At 56.0% G+C, this 14,858-nt stretch carries 19 protein-coding genes; 8 read left to right on the top strand and 11 right to left on the bottom strand.

From position 1 onward, the window contains the following. Nucleotides 1-9: 9 nt before the first annotated feature. The 7 genes from flgH to flgB are packed head-to-tail and all read right to left on the bottom strand — an operon-like array spanning nucleotide 10 to nucleotide 5,117. Nucleotides 10-708 carry a flagellar basal body L-ring protein FlgH gene (flgH, locus tag ACWKXX_RS04105; protein ID WP_003857987.1) on the bottom strand — a complete coding sequence of 233 codons (699 nt, stop codon included), beginning with the start codon at nucleotides 706-708 and terminating at the stop codon, nucleotides 10-12. A 57-nt stretch (nucleotides 709-765) separates the two neighbouring features. Continuing rightward, the gene (flgG, locus tag ACWKXX_RS04100; RefSeq protein ID WP_000625853.1) at nucleotides 766-1,548 is read right to left on the bottom strand and encodes a flagellar basal-body rod protein FlgG; all 783 of its coding nucleotides are present in this window, start codon (nucleotides 1,546-1,548) and stop codon (nucleotides 766-768) included. A gap of 11 nt (nucleotides 1,549-1,559) precedes the next feature. Beyond that, complete coding sequence (locus ACWKXX_RS04095; protein ID WP_047057612.1) at nucleotides 1,560-2,315, bottom strand: flagellar basal body rod protein FlgF; 756 nt, start codon at nucleotides 2,313-2,315, stop codon at nucleotides 1,560-1,562. Between the two features lie 20 nt (nucleotides 2,316-2,335). Beyond that, a complete protein-coding gene (flgE, locus tag ACWKXX_RS04090; RefSeq protein WP_015570832.1) occupies nucleotides 2,336-3,544 on the bottom strand; it encodes a flagellar hook protein FlgE in 1,209 nt (402 codons plus the stop codon). 26 nt (nucleotides 3,545-3,570) lie between these two features. Then, nucleotides 3,571-4,281 (bottom strand): flagellar hook assembly protein FlgD, encoded by a 711-nt coding sequence (gene flgD, locus ACWKXX_RS04085; protein WP_003857994.1) that lies wholly within the window; start codon nucleotides 4,279-4,281, stop codon nucleotides 3,571-3,573. 11 nt (nucleotides 4,282-4,292) lie between these two features. Further along, entirely contained in the window at nucleotides 4,293-4,697 is a 405-nt protein-coding gene (flgC, locus tag ACWKXX_RS04080) for a flagellar basal body rod protein FlgC (RefSeq protein WP_003857997.1), read from the bottom strand. 3 nt (nucleotides 4,698-4,700) lie between these two features. Next, nucleotides 4,701-5,117, bottom strand: a complete 417-nt coding sequence (gene flgB, locus ACWKXX_RS04075) for a flagellar basal body rod protein FlgB (protein WP_003857999.1) — start codon at nucleotides 5,115-5,117, stop codon at nucleotides 4,701-4,703. Nucleotides 5,118-5,274: 157 nt separating this feature from the next. Between flgB and flgA the strand changes: the two genes are divergently transcribed. The 3 genes from flgA to flgN all read left to right on the top strand — a co-directional run bounded on the left by flgA (nucleotide 5,275) and on the right by flgN (nucleotide 6,751). Then, a complete protein-coding gene (flgA, locus tag ACWKXX_RS04070) occupies nucleotides 5,275-5,934 on the top strand; it encodes a flagellar basal body P-ring formation chaperone FlgA (protein WP_023296301.1) in 660 nt (219 codons plus the stop codon). A 93-nt stretch (nucleotides 5,935-6,027) separates the two neighbouring features. Then, a complete protein-coding gene (flgM, locus tag ACWKXX_RS04065; RefSeq protein WP_003858002.1) occupies nucleotides 6,028-6,321 on the top strand; it encodes a flagellar biosynthesis anti-sigma factor FlgM in 294 nt (97 codons plus the stop codon). A 4-nt stretch (nucleotides 6,322-6,325) separates the two neighbouring features. Then, nucleotides 6,326-6,751 (top strand): flagella biosynthesis chaperone FlgN, encoded by a 426-nt coding sequence (gene flgN / locus ACWKXX_RS04060; protein WP_003858003.1) that lies wholly within the window; start codon nucleotides 6,326-6,328, stop codon nucleotides 6,749-6,751. 59 nt (nucleotides 6,752-6,810) lie between these two features. On the opposite strand, the gene murJ is transcribed toward flgN, so the two are convergent. The 4 genes from murJ to rimJ all read right to left on the bottom strand — a co-directional run bounded on the left by murJ (nucleotide 6,811) and on the right by rimJ (nucleotide 10,646). Next, nucleotides 6,811-8,346 carry a murein biosynthesis integral membrane protein MurJ gene (gene murJ / locus ACWKXX_RS04055; protein ID WP_261666303.1) on the bottom strand — a complete coding sequence of 512 codons (1,536 nt, stop codon included), beginning with the start codon at nucleotides 8,344-8,346 and terminating at the stop codon, nucleotides 6,811-6,813. Between the two features lie 129 nt (nucleotides 8,347-8,475). Continuing rightward, a complete protein-coding gene (locus ACWKXX_RS04050) occupies nucleotides 8,476-9,399 on the bottom strand; it encodes a Gfo/Idh/MocA family protein (RefSeq protein ID WP_261666304.1) in 924 nt (307 codons plus the stop codon). Nucleotides 9,400-9,401: 2 nt separating this feature from the next. Next, complete coding sequence (locus tag ACWKXX_RS04045; protein ID WP_047057610.1) at nucleotides 9,402-10,052, bottom strand: YceH family protein; 651 nt, start codon at nucleotides 10,050-10,052, stop codon at nucleotides 9,402-9,404. 9 nt (nucleotides 10,053-10,061) lie between these two features. Then, nucleotides 10,062-10,646, bottom strand: a complete 585-nt coding sequence (gene rimJ / locus ACWKXX_RS04040; RefSeq protein WP_003858007.1) for a ribosomal protein S5-alanine N-acetyltransferase — start codon at nucleotides 10,644-10,646, stop codon at nucleotides 10,062-10,064. Between the two features lie 236 nt (nucleotides 10,647-10,882). On the opposite strand from rimJ, the gene mdtH reads away from it, so the two are divergent. The 5 genes from mdtH to bssS all read left to right on the top strand — a co-directional run bounded on the left by mdtH (nucleotide 10,883) and on the right by bssS (nucleotide 14,775). After that, on the top strand, nucleotides 10,883-12,091 hold the full coding sequence (mdtH, locus tag ACWKXX_RS04035) for a multidrug efflux MFS transporter MdtH (protein ID WP_003858008.1): 1,209 nt from the start codon (nucleotides 10,883-10,885) through the stop codon (nucleotides 12,089-12,091). Between the two features lie 99 nt (nucleotides 12,092-12,190). After that, nucleotides 12,191-12,751 carry a lipoprotein gene (locus ACWKXX_RS04030; protein WP_017384739.1) on the top strand — a complete coding sequence of 187 codons (561 nt, stop codon included), beginning with the start codon at nucleotides 12,191-12,193 and terminating at the stop codon, nucleotides 12,749-12,751. Nucleotides 12,752-12,879: 128 nt separating this feature from the next. Beyond that, nucleotides 12,880-13,926: a dihydroorotase gene (gene pyrC / locus ACWKXX_RS04025; RefSeq protein WP_045333974.1), complete on the top strand. Its 1,047-nt coding sequence runs from the start codon at nucleotides 12,880-12,882 to the stop codon at nucleotides 13,924-13,926. Between the two features lie 74 nt (nucleotides 13,927-14,000). Further along, nucleotides 14,001-14,246 carry a DNA damage-inducible protein I gene (dinI, locus tag ACWKXX_RS04020; protein ID WP_003858011.1) on the top strand — a complete coding sequence of 82 codons (246 nt, stop codon included), beginning with the start codon at nucleotides 14,001-14,003 and terminating at the stop codon, nucleotides 14,244-14,246. A 274-nt stretch (nucleotides 14,247-14,520) separates the two neighbouring features. Further along, complete coding sequence (bssS, locus tag ACWKXX_RS04015) at nucleotides 14,521-14,775, top strand: biofilm formation regulator BssS (RefSeq protein ID WP_015570838.1); 255 nt, start codon at nucleotides 14,521-14,523, stop codon at nucleotides 14,773-14,775. Nucleotides 14,776-14,858: the final 83 nt, after the last annotated feature.

The following is a 14,858-nucleotide window of genomic DNA, read 5'->3' as shown; positions in this document are numbered from 1 at the left end:
TCACCTCGCTTACATCGGCGATAAGTTAAGGAAGAAGCGTTGCAGCCAGCCCATATTTTGCGCTTCGTTGATGTAGCCGTTGCCGACGTACTCAATGCGCGCATCCGCCACCTGGGTGGACGGTACGGTATTGGTGCCGCTGATGGTGCGAGGGTTAACCACACCGGAGAAGCGAATGAATTCCGTACCCTGGTTAATGGCGATCTGTTTTTCGCCCACCACGTGCAGGTTGCCGTTCACCAGAACCTGGTCAACCGTAACCGTCAGCGTTCCGCTGAAGGTGTTGCTGGCGTTCGCACCACCTTTACCGTTAAAGGTGTTGCCGCCGGAGGCTTCCACATCCGCACGGGCGTTGCCGAACAGCCCTTGCAGATAGCGCGGCACGGTGTCGAAGCCAAAATTGGTTTTGCCATCGCGGCTGGCGTTCGCCGACGAGCTCTTACTCGCACTGACGTTTTCCTGCAACACAATGGTCAGCGTATCGCCAACGTTACGCGGACGACGGTCTTCAAACAGCGGCTGATAACCGTAGTTAATCGGCTGCGCGGTCTGGAAAATAGAGCCGTTCACCACCGGCGCGGGGCCGGGAACGGGTTGGGCGGTAGTCGCACCCTGTACCAATGGTTTAGACGGGATCCAGGCACACCCGCTGAGGGTGACGGCCAGAACAGTCAGGATCGGATAACGAAACGCCGCGTTTTTTTGCATTGCCTTCATCTTCGAAAACAGGGAGCCGGTGCGACGTTTACCGCACCGGGCTACACCTTAGAGTTGCGTCAGTTTTTGCAGCATCTGGTCGGTCGTCGACACTGCTTTACTGTTAATTTCATAGGCGCGCTGGACCTGGATCATATTCACCAGCTCTTCCGCCACGTTAACGTTCGAGGTTTCCACATACCCCTGATACAGCAGCCCCGCCCCGTTCAGGCCCGGGGTACTTTCATTTGGCGTGCCGGAAGACTGCGTTTCGGTGTAGAGGTTCTCGCCGATGCTTTCCAGTCCGGTATCGTTCATGAAGGTGGTCAGGTTGAGCTGTCCAACCTGGACCGGCGCGGCCTGACCTTGCTGAGTGACGCTGACGATGCCGTCACGACCAATGGTGATACTCAGCGCGTTCGCCGGTATGGTGATCGCAGGCTGAACCTGGAAACCGCCCGCCGTCACCAGCTGGCCGTTCTGATCCACCTGGAACGAACCATCGCGGGTATAGGCGGAGGTCCCGTCAGGCAGCTGCACCTGGAAGAAACCCTGACCTTTAATGGCAACGTCTTTACTGTTGTTGGTCTGGGACAGGTTGCCCTGGCTGTGCAGACGCTCGGTGGCGACCGGGCGCACGCCGGTACCAATTTGCAGACCGGACGGCAGCGTGGTTTGCTCAGAAGACTGCGCCCCTGGCTGACGAATCGTTTGATAAAGCAAATCTTCGAAAACCGCACGCTGGCGCTTGAAACCATTGGTGCTGACGTTTGCCAGGTTGTTGGCAATCACATCCATATTGGTTTGCTGTGCGTCCAGACCGGTTTTCGCGATCCATAAAGAACTGATCATAGGGAGTCCTGTTAACTCATAGCCAGAAGTTGGTTAGCCTTGCCTGCGTTTTCATCGACGCTGCTGATGATTTTCATCTGCATTTCGAAGCGGCGGGCGCTGGCGATCATGTCGGTCATGGCTTCCACCGGTTTGACGTTACTGCCTTCCAGCACGCCGGACATCACGCGGATGGTCGGGTCGGCCTGTAACGTGGCGCCACGCGTGGCCTGCGCCGCCTGGGTCAGACGGAACATCCCGTCATCGCCACGCTGCACTTCGTTGCCTTCCGCTTTCACCAGCTTCAGACGACCGACAGGCGCAACGGTGTTCGCCGGGTCGCCCGGGTTTAACGCCGAGATCGTCCCGTCTGCCGCAATGGTCAGCTCTGACCCTTCCGGCACCGTCAACGGACCGGCTTCGCCCATCACCGGATGCCCCTGAATCGTCAGCTGCCCGGTGGCGCTCACCTGGATATTACCGTTGCGGGTATACCCTTCCCGGCCGTCAGCCGTTTGCACCGCCAGCCAGCCGTCCTGCTGAAGGGCAACGTCCAGCGGACGCGCGGTGTAATCCATCTGGCCTGGCGTCATGTCGGCGCCCGGCGTGGAGGCGGTGACCAGCGTACGCGTGGGCAATGACAGCCCTTCTACCGGCACCGCACGCAGCGCGTTGAGCTGCGCACGAAAACCTGGCGTGGAAGCGTTCGCAAGGTTGCTGGCGGTAACAGCTTGCTGATTGAGCGTCTGGCTTGCTGCGCCCATCGCTGTATATATTGCGTGATCCATTGCGCTTTCCCGTCAGCTGCTTAACGCAGGTTAACCAGCGTGTTGAGGATCTGATCCTGGGTTTTGATGGTCTGCGCGTTGGACTGGTAGTTACGTTGCGCGACGATCATGTTCACCAGCTCTTTACTCAGATCGACGTTGGAGGCTTCCAGCGCACCGTTAGTCAGCGTGCCGAAGTTACCGGAACCCGCGGTTCCCAGCAGGGCAACCCCGGAAGACTGCGTGGCAGACCAGACGTTATCCCCTTCGGATTTCAGGCCTTCGTTGTTGGCGAAGTTTGCCAGTACGATCTGGCCCAGCACCTGGGTCTGTTCGTTCGAATAGTTACCGACAACGGTACCGTCATCGTTGATCTGGTAGCTCACCAGATCGCCCGGCTTATAGCCGTTCTGGCTCGTCGCCACGATGTTGTTCGCACCGGTGTTTTGCTGCATGGAGTTGGCGAAGCTCATGTCAAACGTGGCTGGCGTCGCGCCCGGAACGGTGCCCGTTGTGATCTTGATATCATCGCCACCCGTCAGCACACCACTCTCGTTAAAGGTCAGCGTGGTTGCCAGTTTCGCTGCATCTCCCGCTACGCTGCCGTCCTGCGAATACACTTTCCAGGAGTTAGCTGGCGTCTCGTTTTTGACATAAAACAGGTTCATGTTGTGCGCATTACCCTGGCTGTCAAACACCGTCACGGTGCCTTTCTTGTTGTAAGAGTCAGGGTTGGACGGATCGAAGGCGACGGTTGGCGCGGTATCGGTGGAGTTCAGGTTGATCTGCTGAGAGGCAGTGGTGGTGGACTTCGCCGCCATCAGCGTCGTTGGGATGGAGATCGCCTGCGGATTCGCACCGGTTTGCACCGTAGGCGGTGTGCCGGCAACCGGATAACCGGTTAACTGAAGCCCCTGCATGTTCACCAGGTTACGGTTTTCATCCAGCTTGAACTGGCCGTTGCGGCTGTAGAACACGGAACCGTTGGCATCCACCATACGGAAGAAACCGTTCTGGCTGATGGCGACGTCCAGACCGCGACCGGTGTTGGTGGTCGTCCCGTCGGTGAAGTCCTGGGTGATACCCGCCACCTTCACGCCCAGACCCACTTTAGAGCCTGCAAACATATCTGCAAAAGACGCAGAACCGGATTTAAAACCATAGGTCGCGGAGTTGGCGATGTTGTTGCCAATGACGTCCAGGTTGGTGGCCGCAGCATTCAGGCCGCTGACCGCTTGAGAAAAGGCCATGACTTACTCCTGATAAGTATTAAGGCTTAGATAATCTGCCGAACTTCGTCGAGTGTGGTGGTACCGGAGGTACCCAAATCCAGTTTGTTGCCATCGCTACCCTTGATGACGCCCTGAACCAGGGCAAACTGTAGCGGCTGAGCCACCAGCTGAGTGGTGCCGTTGCTGGCGCTAATCGCAACCTGATACGAGCCGTTAGGCGCTTTAGTGCCGTCGGTCAGGCTGCCATCCCAGGTAAAGGTATGAACGCCCGCTTTAAGCTCGCCAATCTCAATCGTGCGCACCACGTTGCCGCTGGCGTCTTTGATTGTGGCGGTGACTTTGTCGGCCGGCTGCTGCAATTCAACGCCAAACGGCGTCGTGGTGGTGGTGGAGGTGCCATCGGTAGTGCTGGTGCCCGCCAGAATCGTGGTCCCCGGGATCATCACCCCGTGACCGATCAGGTTGGCGGCCTGCAAGGACTGGCTGTTATCGATTTGACCGGAGACCGAGCCGAGCGTAGTGTTCAGTTTCTCAATGCCGCTGACGGTACTGATCTGCGCAAGCTGCGTGGTCAGTTCGTTGTTCTGCATCGGATTGGTCGGATCCTGATTTTTCAGCTGCGCCACCAGCAGGGTCAGAAAGCTGCTCTGTAAATCGGAGGCATTGCTCCCGGTGAGAGAGCTAGAACCGGTCGCACTGCTGGTGCTGTTGACGCCGGTATTTGTCGGGTCATTCACGTTTACGGCGATGGACATGCGTGTCTCCTTTACTGGCCGAGAGTGAGTGTTTTGAGCATCATGCTCTTCACGGTATTAAGCACTTCGACGTTTGCCTGGTAGCTGCGCGACGCGGACATGGAGTTCACCATCTCCCCGACCACATCCACGTTCGGCATTTTCACGTAGCCGCTGGCATCCGCGAGCGGGTTGCCTGGCTCGTAAACCAGCTTGTCGGGTGCCTGGCTCTCAACCACGTCCGCCACTTTTACGCCGCCCGTTGCCGCACCCGGTGCAGCATCAACCTGGAAGACAACCTGTTTAGCGCGATACGGTTGCCCGTCAGGGCCGGTCACGCTGTCGGCGTTGGCCAGGTTACTGGCGGCCACGTTCAGTCGTTTGGACTGCGCCGTTAATGCCGAACCGGCGATATCAAAAATATTCAGCAAGGCCATTTACTAATTGCCCCCCTGTAGGACGGTCATCATGCCTTTAATTTGCCCGCCGAGTAGCGTCAGACCTGTCTGGTATTGCAGGCTGTTATCGGCAAACTGTGTGCGCTCCCGGTCCATGTCGACGGTGTTACCATCAAGTGAGGGCTGATCGGGAATACGGTAAAGCAGGTCGGTCGTTGGCGCGGTCATCGCCTGAGCGGGAATATGACGTGAGGATGTCAGGGCCAGTGAGACACCCGTTCCTTCGGCACGTCCACGCTCCATCACTTTTTTGAGTTCACTGGAAAAATCAATATCGCGCGCCTGATACCCGGGGGTATCCGCGTTGGCGATATTGGCGGCTAAAATCTCCTGCCGCTGGGCGCGTAAATTGAGCGCTTCCTGCTGAAAACGTAACGCGGCGTCGAGTTTATCGAGCATGTCTCCTCCGCTGATGAGAAAATTTCAGTTCACAGCTTAAATCTCACCCCGTCTCCCCTATCGACGGAATAAGCGCAAAATGCGTCGCTATTTGTTGCGTTGATGGAAAACCACTGCGGGTAGAATTTGCTAAATTCTGGACATGGTGGAACGTGCGATGCGGACTTTTAAACGTGGCCTGGCGGCGACCCTACTGCTTTTAAGCCCTCTGGTGCAGGCTGAGGGGTTAGAGGACCAGCTCAATGCATTCTTTGCGCAGAAGTTGGCCGGTTTCAGCGATGACGTACGCGTGACCGTGCGCACCCCGCCTAACCTTTACCCTTCCTGCGAAGCCCCGTCATTTAGCGTGACCGGCAGCACCCGCTTATGGGGCAACGTGAACGTGCTGGCGCGTTGCGCCAACGAAAAACGCTATTTACAGGTTGCGGTTCAGGCGACGGGCAATTATGTTGTCGCCGCCGTTCCCATTCCCCGGGGCAGCCTGCTGCAACCTGACAGCGTAACGCTGAAGCGAGGCCGTCTGGATCAGCTTCCACCGCGGACGATGCTGGATATCAACCAGGCTCAGGAGGCGGTCAGCCTGCGCGATGTCGCTCCTGGACAGGCGATACAGCTATCCATGCTGCGCCAGGCGTGGCGGGTGAAAGCGGGACAACAGGTGATGGTGGTCGCCAATGGCGAAGGCTTTAGTATCAACAGTGAAGGAAAAGCGCTGAATAATGCCGCAGTGGCGCAAAATGCCCGGGTCAGAATGTCCTCAGGCCAGGTGGTCAGCGGCACGGTCGGTCCTGATGGGAATATTCTGATTAACCTGTAATCTTTTTAAAGATTTCGCGGCGACTGCCGATAAATATTCAACAAATGATGATGTCAGGCGCAAACGCCGCGAACCCTCGATGAGGACAACACTATGAGCATTGATCGTACATCAGCCCTGAAGCCGGTTAGCACTGTACAACCTCGCGAAACGAATGAGGCTGCCCCGCAAAAAACGCGTCTGGAAAAAACGTCGACGGCTAACAGCACCAGCGTCACGCTGAGCGATGCGCAGTCGAAGCTGATGCAGCCAGGCAGCAGCGATATCAATATGGAACGTGTTGAAGCGCTGAAAACGGCTATCCGTAACGGCGAACTGAAAATGGATACCAGCAAAATCGCTGATGCGCTGATTCAGGACGCACAGAGTTTCCTCCAGAGTAACTAACCGTATGAGTCGACTGTCAGAAATACTGGATCAGATGACGGTGGTCCTGAACGACCTGAAAACGGTGATGGATGCAGAACAGCACCACCTCTCTTCTGGTCAAATCAACGGCAGCGCGTTGCAACGCATAACTGAAGATAAAAGCTCGCTGCTGGCGACCCTGGATTATCTGGAAAAACAGCGACGCGCTGAGCAAGACGCGAAACGCAGCGCCAATGATGAGATCAACGAACGCTGGCAGACCATTACAGAAAAAACCCAGCATCTTCGCGATCTCAACCAGCATAACGGCTGGCTGCTGGAAGGACAGATTATCCGTAATCAGCAGGCGCTTGAAGTGTTAAAGCCCTATAAAGAGCCGGGGCTGTACGGTGCGGATGGTCAGACGGCCACGGCACGTATCACGGGTGGGAAAAAGATTTCGATTTGACGCAGTAGCGGCACGTCATGAAGCGGGGAGCACCTTCTGGTGAACTCCCCTTTTGGCGTTTATACCGTGCGGCGGGTGAACTCTTTCACTTTGAAGCCAAGCACCGCCAGCGTGGCAAAGTACGCCACCACACCGACCACCACCACGGCCATCAGACGCATCAGGCGGTAAGGCATGGTGCCCTGCGCCCACTCAGGCATGACATACAACATGCCAACCAGCGCGGCCGCCATCACCACTACCGCAATCGCCAGACGCAGCAGGAAGCTTGCCCAGCCCGGCTGCGGTGTGAAGATATCCTGCTTGCGCAGCTGCCAGTACAGCAGCCCGGCGTTCAGACAGGCCGCCAGACCAATCGACAATGACAGCCCCGCGTGTTTCAGCGGTCCAATAAACGCCAGGTTCATCAGCTGCGTCATGATCAGCGTCACAATGGCAATCTTAACCGGCGTTTTGATGTCCTGACGTGAATAGAAACCGGGCGCAAGCACCTTCACGACAATCAGCCCCATCAGCCCCACCGAGTAGGCTACGAGCGCACGCTGGGTCATAGCGGCATCAAAGGCGGTGAACTTTCCATACTGGAACAACGACACCGTCAGCGGTTTCGCCAGGATCCCCAGCGCCACCGCGCTTGGCAGCGCCAGCAGAAAACAGAGACGCAGGCCCCAGTCCATCAGGCGGCAGTATTCATCGTGGTTGCCGCTGGCGAAACTTTTCGACAGCGACGGCAGCAGAATAGTCCCCAGCGCCACGCCCAGCACCCCGGATGGAAACTCCATCAGACGATCGGCGTAGTACATCCAGGACACCGAGCCCGACACCAGGAAAGAGGCGAAGATGGTATTGATGATCAGCGAGATCTGGCTAACGGACACGCCGAGTATCGCCGGTCCCATCTGTTTGATAACGCGCATTGCGCCCGCATCTTTGAAATTAATGCGCGGCAGAACCAGCATGCCGATCTTTTTCAGGTGCGGAAGCTGGTAAGCAAGCTGTAACACGCCGCCGACGGTCACGGCCCAGGCCAGCGCCAGCACCGGTGGGTTAAAATGCGGCGCGGCGAACAGCGCAAAGCCAATCATGCTGACGTTGAGGAACGTGGGGGCAAAGGCCGGAACGGAGAAGCGGTTCCAGGTATTCAGGATGGCACCCACCAGCGACGCCAGCGAAATCAGCAGAATATAGGGGAAGGTTATACGCAGCAGTTGCGTGGTCAGGGCAAATTTATCCGCCGTGTCAGCAAAACCCGGCGCCGTCAACATGATCACCCAGGGCGCTGCCAGCATCCCCAGAACGGTCACGATCGCCAGCGCCAGCGTCAGTAATCCAGAAACGTAGGCCACAAAGACGCGGGTGGCATCTTCGCCCTGCTTGCTTTTATATTCGGCGAGGATCGGAACGAATGCCTGTGAGAAGGCCCCTTCGGCAAAAATACGGCGCAGCAGGTTTGGCAGCTTAAAGGCGACGAAAAAGGCGTCAGTCGCCATCCCGGCGCCAAAAACCCTTGCCACAATGGCATCGCGCGCAAAGCCAAGCACGCGGGAAAACATGGTCATCGAGCTGACGGCCGCCAGCGATTTTAATAAGTTCATTAACGTGAAGTTCCACAACCCTACGGATTTCCAGGACGGATAAGCGTTAGCGCCACCCGGCAAAGCCAACAAGCGGCGCTTAGTCTAACCGGATTTCAACGAATTACTATCGGCAGATGTTACAACGCGTTATTCCGACATGGCTTCGCGCCAGAGTCGTTCCACAATGCGCTGCGCCAGAATAGCCTGCTCCCCGGACGTTTCAGGAACCGTCTGATTCTGCACGCAGGTGATGAAGTGACGCGCGCAGCCCACGAAGCCACGCTGCTCCAGGGTGCTTTGCCAGCCGGGAACCGGTAACGCGACCACGCCATTGCGCTTCTCTTCCCGCCACTCTCGCATATCGGTGACGTCATACAGCGCGCCATCCGTAACGGCCTGCACGGACTCGCGCTGGCTGCCCGCCCGACGATGCATGCTGGTCGTCACCTGCAAATGCTCAACGGCAAAATGATGTTCGGCGTAAACCATCTCACCCTGCTCGTTAGTCAGCAGCGTGCCGCTTTGCAGCTGGGCTTTTCCGTTACTCAGCCAAAGGGCCGTATCCACGACGTGGAGATAATCATCCAGCAGCGTGAAGCGCAGGTCGTTCGGCCCCACGCTGTCGGTACGGTGCTTATCCATACGCAGAGAGGCGAACGAGCCGGACTGCGCTTTAAGCTGCTGATAGAGCGGTGCAAAACGGCGGTTGAAGCCGACCATCAGCGTCAACTTTTTACGCGCGGCCAGCTCAATCAGTCGTTCAGCATCCTGTACATTTTCCGCCAGGGGTTTATCCACGCAGACGTGAACGCCTGCGTTAAGCAACTCGCTCACCACCTGATAGTGCGTCGCGGTTGAGGTATGCACAAATACCGCATCACATTCACGGGCTAAATCCTGTAGCGAACCGGCATAAGGGATGCGCCAGGTTTTGCAGATGCGCTCAGCTTTCTCGCGGGTGGGCGACCACGCCCCTTGCAGCGTCCAGTCGGACGCGGCGCCTAAAACGGGCAGCCAGGCTTTTTGCGCAATTCCTCCCAGCCCCACAACACCAATGCGTAATGTTGTCACGATTAATCTCCCAGATGTGCGAGTAACGCATCCAGACGCTGCTTCAGCCCGGCAACCTCGTCTTCCAGGGCTGCCACGCGCGCGGTCAGGCTGTCGTTTGATGCTGGCGTATCAGATTCGACGGCCAGCGCAGAGGCCTCCACGTCGCCGCTAAACAGGTGCATGTAGCGGCTTTCACGCTTGCCCGGCTCGCGGGGCAGACGCACCACGTAAGGACCGTCCTCGCGTGATGCCAGCCCCTCCAGCGTCTGTTCAACGTCCTGCATATCACGAAATTCATGCATGCGAGAGGCGCGTGTGCGCAGTTCACCCGGCGTCTGCGCCCCGCGCAGCAGCAGCGTGGTGATCACTGCCACTTCTGCGGCGCTGAGTTTTAAATCGCCAAATTCGGAATTACAAAAGCGCTGTTCATATTTAGTGACGCGATTACCGAAGCCGCTGACGGTGCGCAGGTAGTGGCGCTTCACCAGCTCGTCAAGGGTATCCTGCACCTCGTGCTCGCCAAGGTTCATCACCGGCTCACGGTTCGTCTTCTGGTTGCAGGCCATCGTGACGGCATTCACGGACAGAGGATACTGTTCCGGCGTGGTGACCTGCTTTTCCAGAAGGCAGCCGACCACGCGCGCTTCGGCGCCATTTAACTGATATTTCATTTTTTCTCCTTAACGACCCGCGGTCCACTCCTGCGTGGTGAGCGCGGTGAGCACATGGTCCCGCCACTCGCCGTCAATCAGCAGATAATCTTTGGCATAGCCCTCTTTCTCAAACCCCAGGCGGGCCAGCAGATCGCCGCTGCGCTTATTGTGCGGCATGTAGTTGGCCATAATGCGATGGATATGTTGCGTGCGCTGCATGTAGCGAATCGCCGCCGTCAGCGCCTCAAACATGAGCCCCTGCCCCTGCCATTTCTGACCGATGGAATACCCGAGGTAACAGGCGTGAAACGACCCGCGTACCACGTTTGAAAAATTGGCAATGCCAACGATCTCTTTCTCTTCCGGATCGAGAAGCGCGAAATAAAACGCACTTCCCTGTTTATGAAATTCCGCAATCATACTGAGGCGCGCCTGCCAGCCAGAGGGGTAGCAGTGGCTCTCGTCCCGAACGGGTTCCCAGGGTTTTAAAAACTGGCGATTCTCGGCGTAATAATCCGCCAGACGCCAGGCATCACGCTCATGCACCAGACGAACGACCAGCCTGTCCGTCGTCAGACGCACTTTTGGCACATTACTGCGATAGCCAAACATCGTTACCACTCCTTCCCGTCGCTTCTGCTCTGCCTGTTAGCTTTACTATACCTGCGCCTGTGCCTTCTGTGAAAACAGTGACATACCATTTTGATCGCTTTTCACATTTTTCGATGAGAACTCTCTATCAAAGCACCTTTTTGATAAAAAAATATTGTCGCCAGCGGGTATGGGAAAAAGCCCGGCGACACCGCAGAATGTTAGCGTGCTCACCTTTTATTTTCCCTGGAGGGGAAATGTCCCGCGTATCACAGGCCAGGAGCCTGGGTAAATATTTCCTGCTCGTCGATAACATGCTGGTCGTGCTCGGCTTTTTTGTCGTTTTTCCGCTTATATCGATTCGTTTTGTCGATCAAATGGGCTGGGCGGCATTGATGGTCGGGATCGCGCTGGGTCTACGCCAGTTTGTACAACAGGGTCTGGGCGTGTTTGGCGGCGCAATAGCCGACCGCTTCGGCGCGAAACCGATGATCGTCACCGGCATGCTGTTACGTGCGGCGGGATTCGCCACCATGGCAATCGCTCATGAACCCTGGCTGCTGTGGTTCTCCTGTTTCCTTTCAGGGATTGGCGGCACCCTTTTCGACCCACCGCGTACCGCGCTGGTGGTTAAGCTTATCCGTCCGCAACACCGGGGGCGCTTCTTCTCCATTTTGATGATGCAGGACAGCGCTGGCGCGGTGGTGGGCGCCCTGCTGGGAAGCTGGCTGCTGCAATACGATTTCCGCCTGGTTTGCGCCACCGGCGCGGTATTGTTTATTCTCTGCGCGCTGTTTAACGGTCTGTTTCTGCCCGCGTGGAAGCTGTCGACGGTGAAGGCGCCTGTGCGGGAAGGGCTTGACCGCGTGCTGAGCGATAAACGCTTCGTCACCTATGTGTTAACCCTGACCGGCTACTACATGCTCGCCGTGCAGGTCATGCTGATGCTGCCCATTATGGTTAACGATATTGCCGGCACGCCGGCAGCGGTGAAATGGATGTATGCCATTGAGGCCTGCCTCTCTCTGACGCTGCTCTATCCGATTGCCCGCTGGAGCGAGCGCCGTTTCCGGCTTGAGCACCGTCTGATGGCCGGGCTGTTGCTGATGACGCTGAGCATGATGCCCATCGGCCTGGTGAGTTCGCTTCAGCAACTGTTTATGCTCATCTGCACCTTCTATATTGGTTCAATCATTGCCGAGCCAGCCCGTGAAACGCTGAGCGCGTCACTTGCCGACGCCCGGGCCCGAGGCAGCTACATGGGCTTCAGCCGTCTCGGGCTGGCGCTTGGCGGCGCACTGGGTTACACCGGTGGCGGCTGGCTGTTTGATGCCGGAAAAGCGCTCCATCAGCCGGAGCTGCCGTGGGTCATGCTCGGCATGGTCGGCTTTATGACGCTGATTGCCCTCTGGTGGCAGTTCAGTGATAAACGCAGCACCCGCGGGATGCTGGAGCCTGGCGCCTGACCCTCTTTCACTATCAGTTTTTTCTGCTGGTTTCTGTTGGATCACCCTGACATACTGGCGTATCAGGACAGATGCGCCGATTTTATGTTGAGGAACGCCATGAAAAAGATCGTTATTGCCGCTGCGTTAATTGTCAGTGGTCTGCTGGTGGGATGTAACCAGCTTACGCAGTACACCGTCAGTGAGCAGGAAATTAATCAGGCGCTGGAAAAACATAATAACTTTTCAAAAGATATCGGCGTGCCCGGCCTTGCGGATGCGCATATCGTCCTGACGAATCTCGCCAGCCAGATTGGGCGCGAGGAGCCTAACAAAGTCACCCTTTCCGGCGATGCCAGCCTCGATATGACCTCGCTCTTCGGCAATCAGAAAGCGGATATCAAGCTGAAGCTCAAGGCGCTGCCGGTCTTTAATAAAGAGAAAGGGGCCATTTTCCTGCAAGAGATGGAAATCGTCGATGCGGTTGTGACGCCGGAAAAAATGAAACCGGTGCTGCAAACGCTGATGCCGTATCTCAACCAGTCGTTGCAGAACTACTTTAACCAACAGCCTGCCTATGTTCTGAGCGAAGACAAGAGCAAAGGCGAATCTCTGGCGAAAAAATATGCCAAAGGGATAGAGGTGAAACCGGGTGAAATCATCATCCCTTTCACCGACTAAACACTCCGGGCGCTCAGGCGCCCGTTTTTTTTAACGGAATAGTGTGCAAACGAAAACGTTTCCGCTTATGATTTGTGTCCGGCAAAAACAGCCCTCTTATGACTGATCTCTTTCAAGCCGGAGCTTCCATGACTGTACAATCCCAGGTTCTCAAAATCCGCCGCCCAGACGACTGGCATATCCATCTTCGTGATGGCGACATGCTGAAAACCGTCGTGCCGTATACCAGCGAAATTTATGGCCGTGCGATTGTTATGCCTAACCTGGTTCCGCCAGTCACTACCGTCGAGGCCGCGATTGCCTATCGCCAGCGTATCCTTGACGCCGTTCCGGCCGGACACGATTTTACCCCATTGATGACCTGCTACCTGACGGACTCGCTGGATCCGAATGAAGTTGAGCTCGGGTTTAACGAAGGTGTATTCACCGCCGCGAAGCTCTACCCGGCGAATGCCACCACCAACTCCAGCCATGGGGTGACCAGTATTGATGCCATCATGCCTGTTCTGGAGCGTATGCAAAAACTGGGCATGCCGCTGCTGGTGCACGGGGAAGTGACCCACGCTGACATTGATATTTTCGATCGCGAAGCACGTTTTATCGAAACGGTCATGGAGCCGCTGCGCCAGCGTCTTCCGGGGCTGAAAGTGGTGTTTGAACACATTACGACTAAAGATGCCGCAGAGTATGTCCGGGATGGAAACGAGCTGATTGCCGCCACCATCACCCCGCAGCACCTGATGTTTAACCGTAACCACATGCTGGTGGGCGGCGTTCGCCCACATCTGTATTGTCTGCCGATCCTCAAGCGCAACATCCACCAGCAGGCGCTACGTGAGCTGGTCGCCAGCGGCTTCCCGCGCGCGTTCCTCGGCACGGATTCCGCCCCGCATGCCCGTCACCGTAAAGAGGCGAGCTGCGGCTGTGCAGGCTGTTTTAACGCCCCGACCGCCCTGGCAAGTTACGCAACCGTGTTTGAAGAGATGAATGCGTTAGACCATTTCGAAGCCTTCTGCTCCCTTAACGGCCCGCGTTTCTACGGTCTGCCGGTCAATGACACGTTCATTGAGCTGGAGCGCAAAGAAAGCCAGGTTGAAGCGTCGATTGCGCTCACCGACGATACGCTGATCCCCTTCCTGGCCGGTGAAACCGTAAACTGGACGGTAAAACGCTAAAAAAATCGCGCCCCCTGTTGTCAAACCGACAATATAACTGTATAAATAAACAGTATATTACACAGGGGGCATTTATGCGTATCGAAGTCACCATAGCCAAATCCACCGTCCTGCCTGCTGGCGCACTCGACGCTCTGGCGGGTGAACTATCCCGACGTATTAACAGCACTTTTCCTGAAAACGATGGCGCCGTAACGGTACGTTATGCGACAGCAAACCATCTTTCCGTCATCGGCGGCGCGAAAGAAGACAAAGAACGCATCAGCGAAATTTTGCAGGAAACATGGGAAAGCGCCGACGACTGGTTCATCACTGATTAAAATTTGCTCCCTCATTGTGTTTTTTTGCCGGGTCGCCCCGGCTTTTTTTCGTTTCGTCTCCTGAAAGTTCAAAATATTTCAGTATCTTCTTAGAAAATCGTGAACAAGATGGCGTTTTATTGTTCGAACAATCCTAAAAAGCATAAAAATGTGTTGCTACCCGTTTATTTTTTCCTTCTGAACCCTTATTAATTGATATACTGAAATTGCTTTCAGAAAAACATGCATTGAACCTCAAAGTCGTTGTCTTCTAACACGCATTAAGGGGGTTATAATGGAAAAGAATAGTGAAGTCATCCAGACCCATCCGCTTGTTGGCTGGGATATCAGCACCGTAGACAGCTACGATGCGCTGATGCTGCGTTTGCACTACCAGACCCCAAATCAGCAAAACCGTGATGAAGCGGAAGTTGGACAGACGCTGTGGCTTACAACAGACGTCGCCCGTCAGTTTATCTCTATTTTAGAAGCAGGCATCGCAAAAATAGAATCTGGCGACTATCAGGAAAATGAGTATAAACGGCATTGACCTTATGCCCCTTTTCACTCAACAGGCACCCTCGCGGTGCCTTATTTATTTCGCTCTTGTATAAGCCCACTTAGTTAATTACT

This window comes from Enterobacter sp. UPMP2061 (genome assembly GCF_053709615.1).
The sequence above is the reverse complement of the archived record's forward strand: the minus strand, read 5'-3'. Positions and strand labels throughout refer to the sequence as shown.

What these genes read in the sequence shown, in the direction of transcription:
- rimJ (WP_003858007.1), bottom strand. Translation starts at nt 10,646, where the DNA reads ATGTTTGGCTATCGCAGTAATGTGCCAAAAGTGCGTCTGACGACGGAC.
- flgN (WP_003858003.1), top strand. Translation starts at nt 6,326, where the DNA reads ATGAGTCGACTGTCAGAAATACTGGATCAGATGACGGTGGTCCTGAAC.
- flgM (WP_003858002.1), top strand. Translation starts at nt 6,028, where the DNA reads ATGAGCATTGATCGTACATCAGCCCTGAAGCCGGTTAGCACTGTACAA.
- bssS (WP_015570838.1), top strand. Translation starts at nt 14,521, where the DNA reads ATGGAAAAGAATAGTGAAGTCATCCAGACCCATCCGCTTGTTGGCTGG.
- ACWKXX_RS04095 (WP_047057612.1), bottom strand. Translation starts at nt 2,315, where the DNA reads ATGGATCACGCAATATATACAGCGATGGGCGCAGCAAGCCAGACGCTC.
- flgA (WP_023296301.1), top strand. Translation starts at nt 5,275, where the DNA reads ATGCGGACTTTTAAACGTGGCCTGGCGGCGACCCTACTGCTTTTAAGC.
- flgB (WP_003857999.1), bottom strand. Translation starts at nt 5,117, where the DNA reads ATGCTCGATAAACTCGACGCCGCGTTACGTTTTCAGCAGGAAGCGCTC.
- ACWKXX_RS04045 (WP_047057610.1), bottom strand. Translation starts at nt 10,052, where the DNA reads ATGAAATATCAGTTAAATGGCGCCGAAGCGCGCGTGGTCGGCTGCCTT.
- flgC (WP_003857997.1), bottom strand. Translation starts at nt 4,697, where the DNA reads ATGGCCTTGCTGAATATTTTTGATATCGCCGGTTCGGCATTAACGGCG.
- murJ (WP_261666303.1), bottom strand. Translation starts at nt 8,346, where the DNA reads ATGAACTTATTAAAATCGCTGGCGGCCGTCAGCTCGATGACCATGTTT.
- flgE (WP_015570832.1), bottom strand. Translation starts at nt 3,544, where the DNA reads ATGGCCTTTTCTCAAGCGGTCAGCGGCCTGAATGCTGCGGCCACCAAC.
- flgG (WP_000625853.1), bottom strand. Translation starts at nt 1,548, where the DNA reads ATGATCAGTTCTTTATGGATCGCGAAAACCGGTCTGGACGCACAGCAA.
- mdtH (WP_003858008.1), top strand. Translation starts at nt 10,883, where the DNA reads ATGTCCCGCGTATCACAGGCCAGGAGCCTGGGTAAATATTTCCTGCTC.
- ACWKXX_RS04030 (WP_017384739.1), top strand. Translation starts at nt 12,191, where the DNA reads ATGAAAAAGATCGTTATTGCCGCTGCGTTAATTGTCAGTGGTCTGCTG.
- dinI (WP_003858011.1), top strand. Translation starts at nt 14,001, where the DNA reads ATGCGTATCGAAGTCACCATAGCCAAATCCACCGTCCTGCCTGCTGGC.
- flgH (WP_003857987.1), bottom strand. Translation starts at nt 708, where the DNA reads ATGCAAAAAAACGCGGCGTTTCGTTATCCGATCCTGACTGTTCTGGCC.
- pyrC (WP_045333974.1), top strand. Translation starts at nt 12,880, where the DNA reads ATGACTGTACAATCCCAGGTTCTCAAAATCCGCCGCCCAGACGACTGG.
- flgD (WP_003857994.1), bottom strand. Translation starts at nt 4,281, where the DNA reads ATGTCCATCGCCGTAAACGTGAATGACCCGACAAATACCGGCGTCAAC.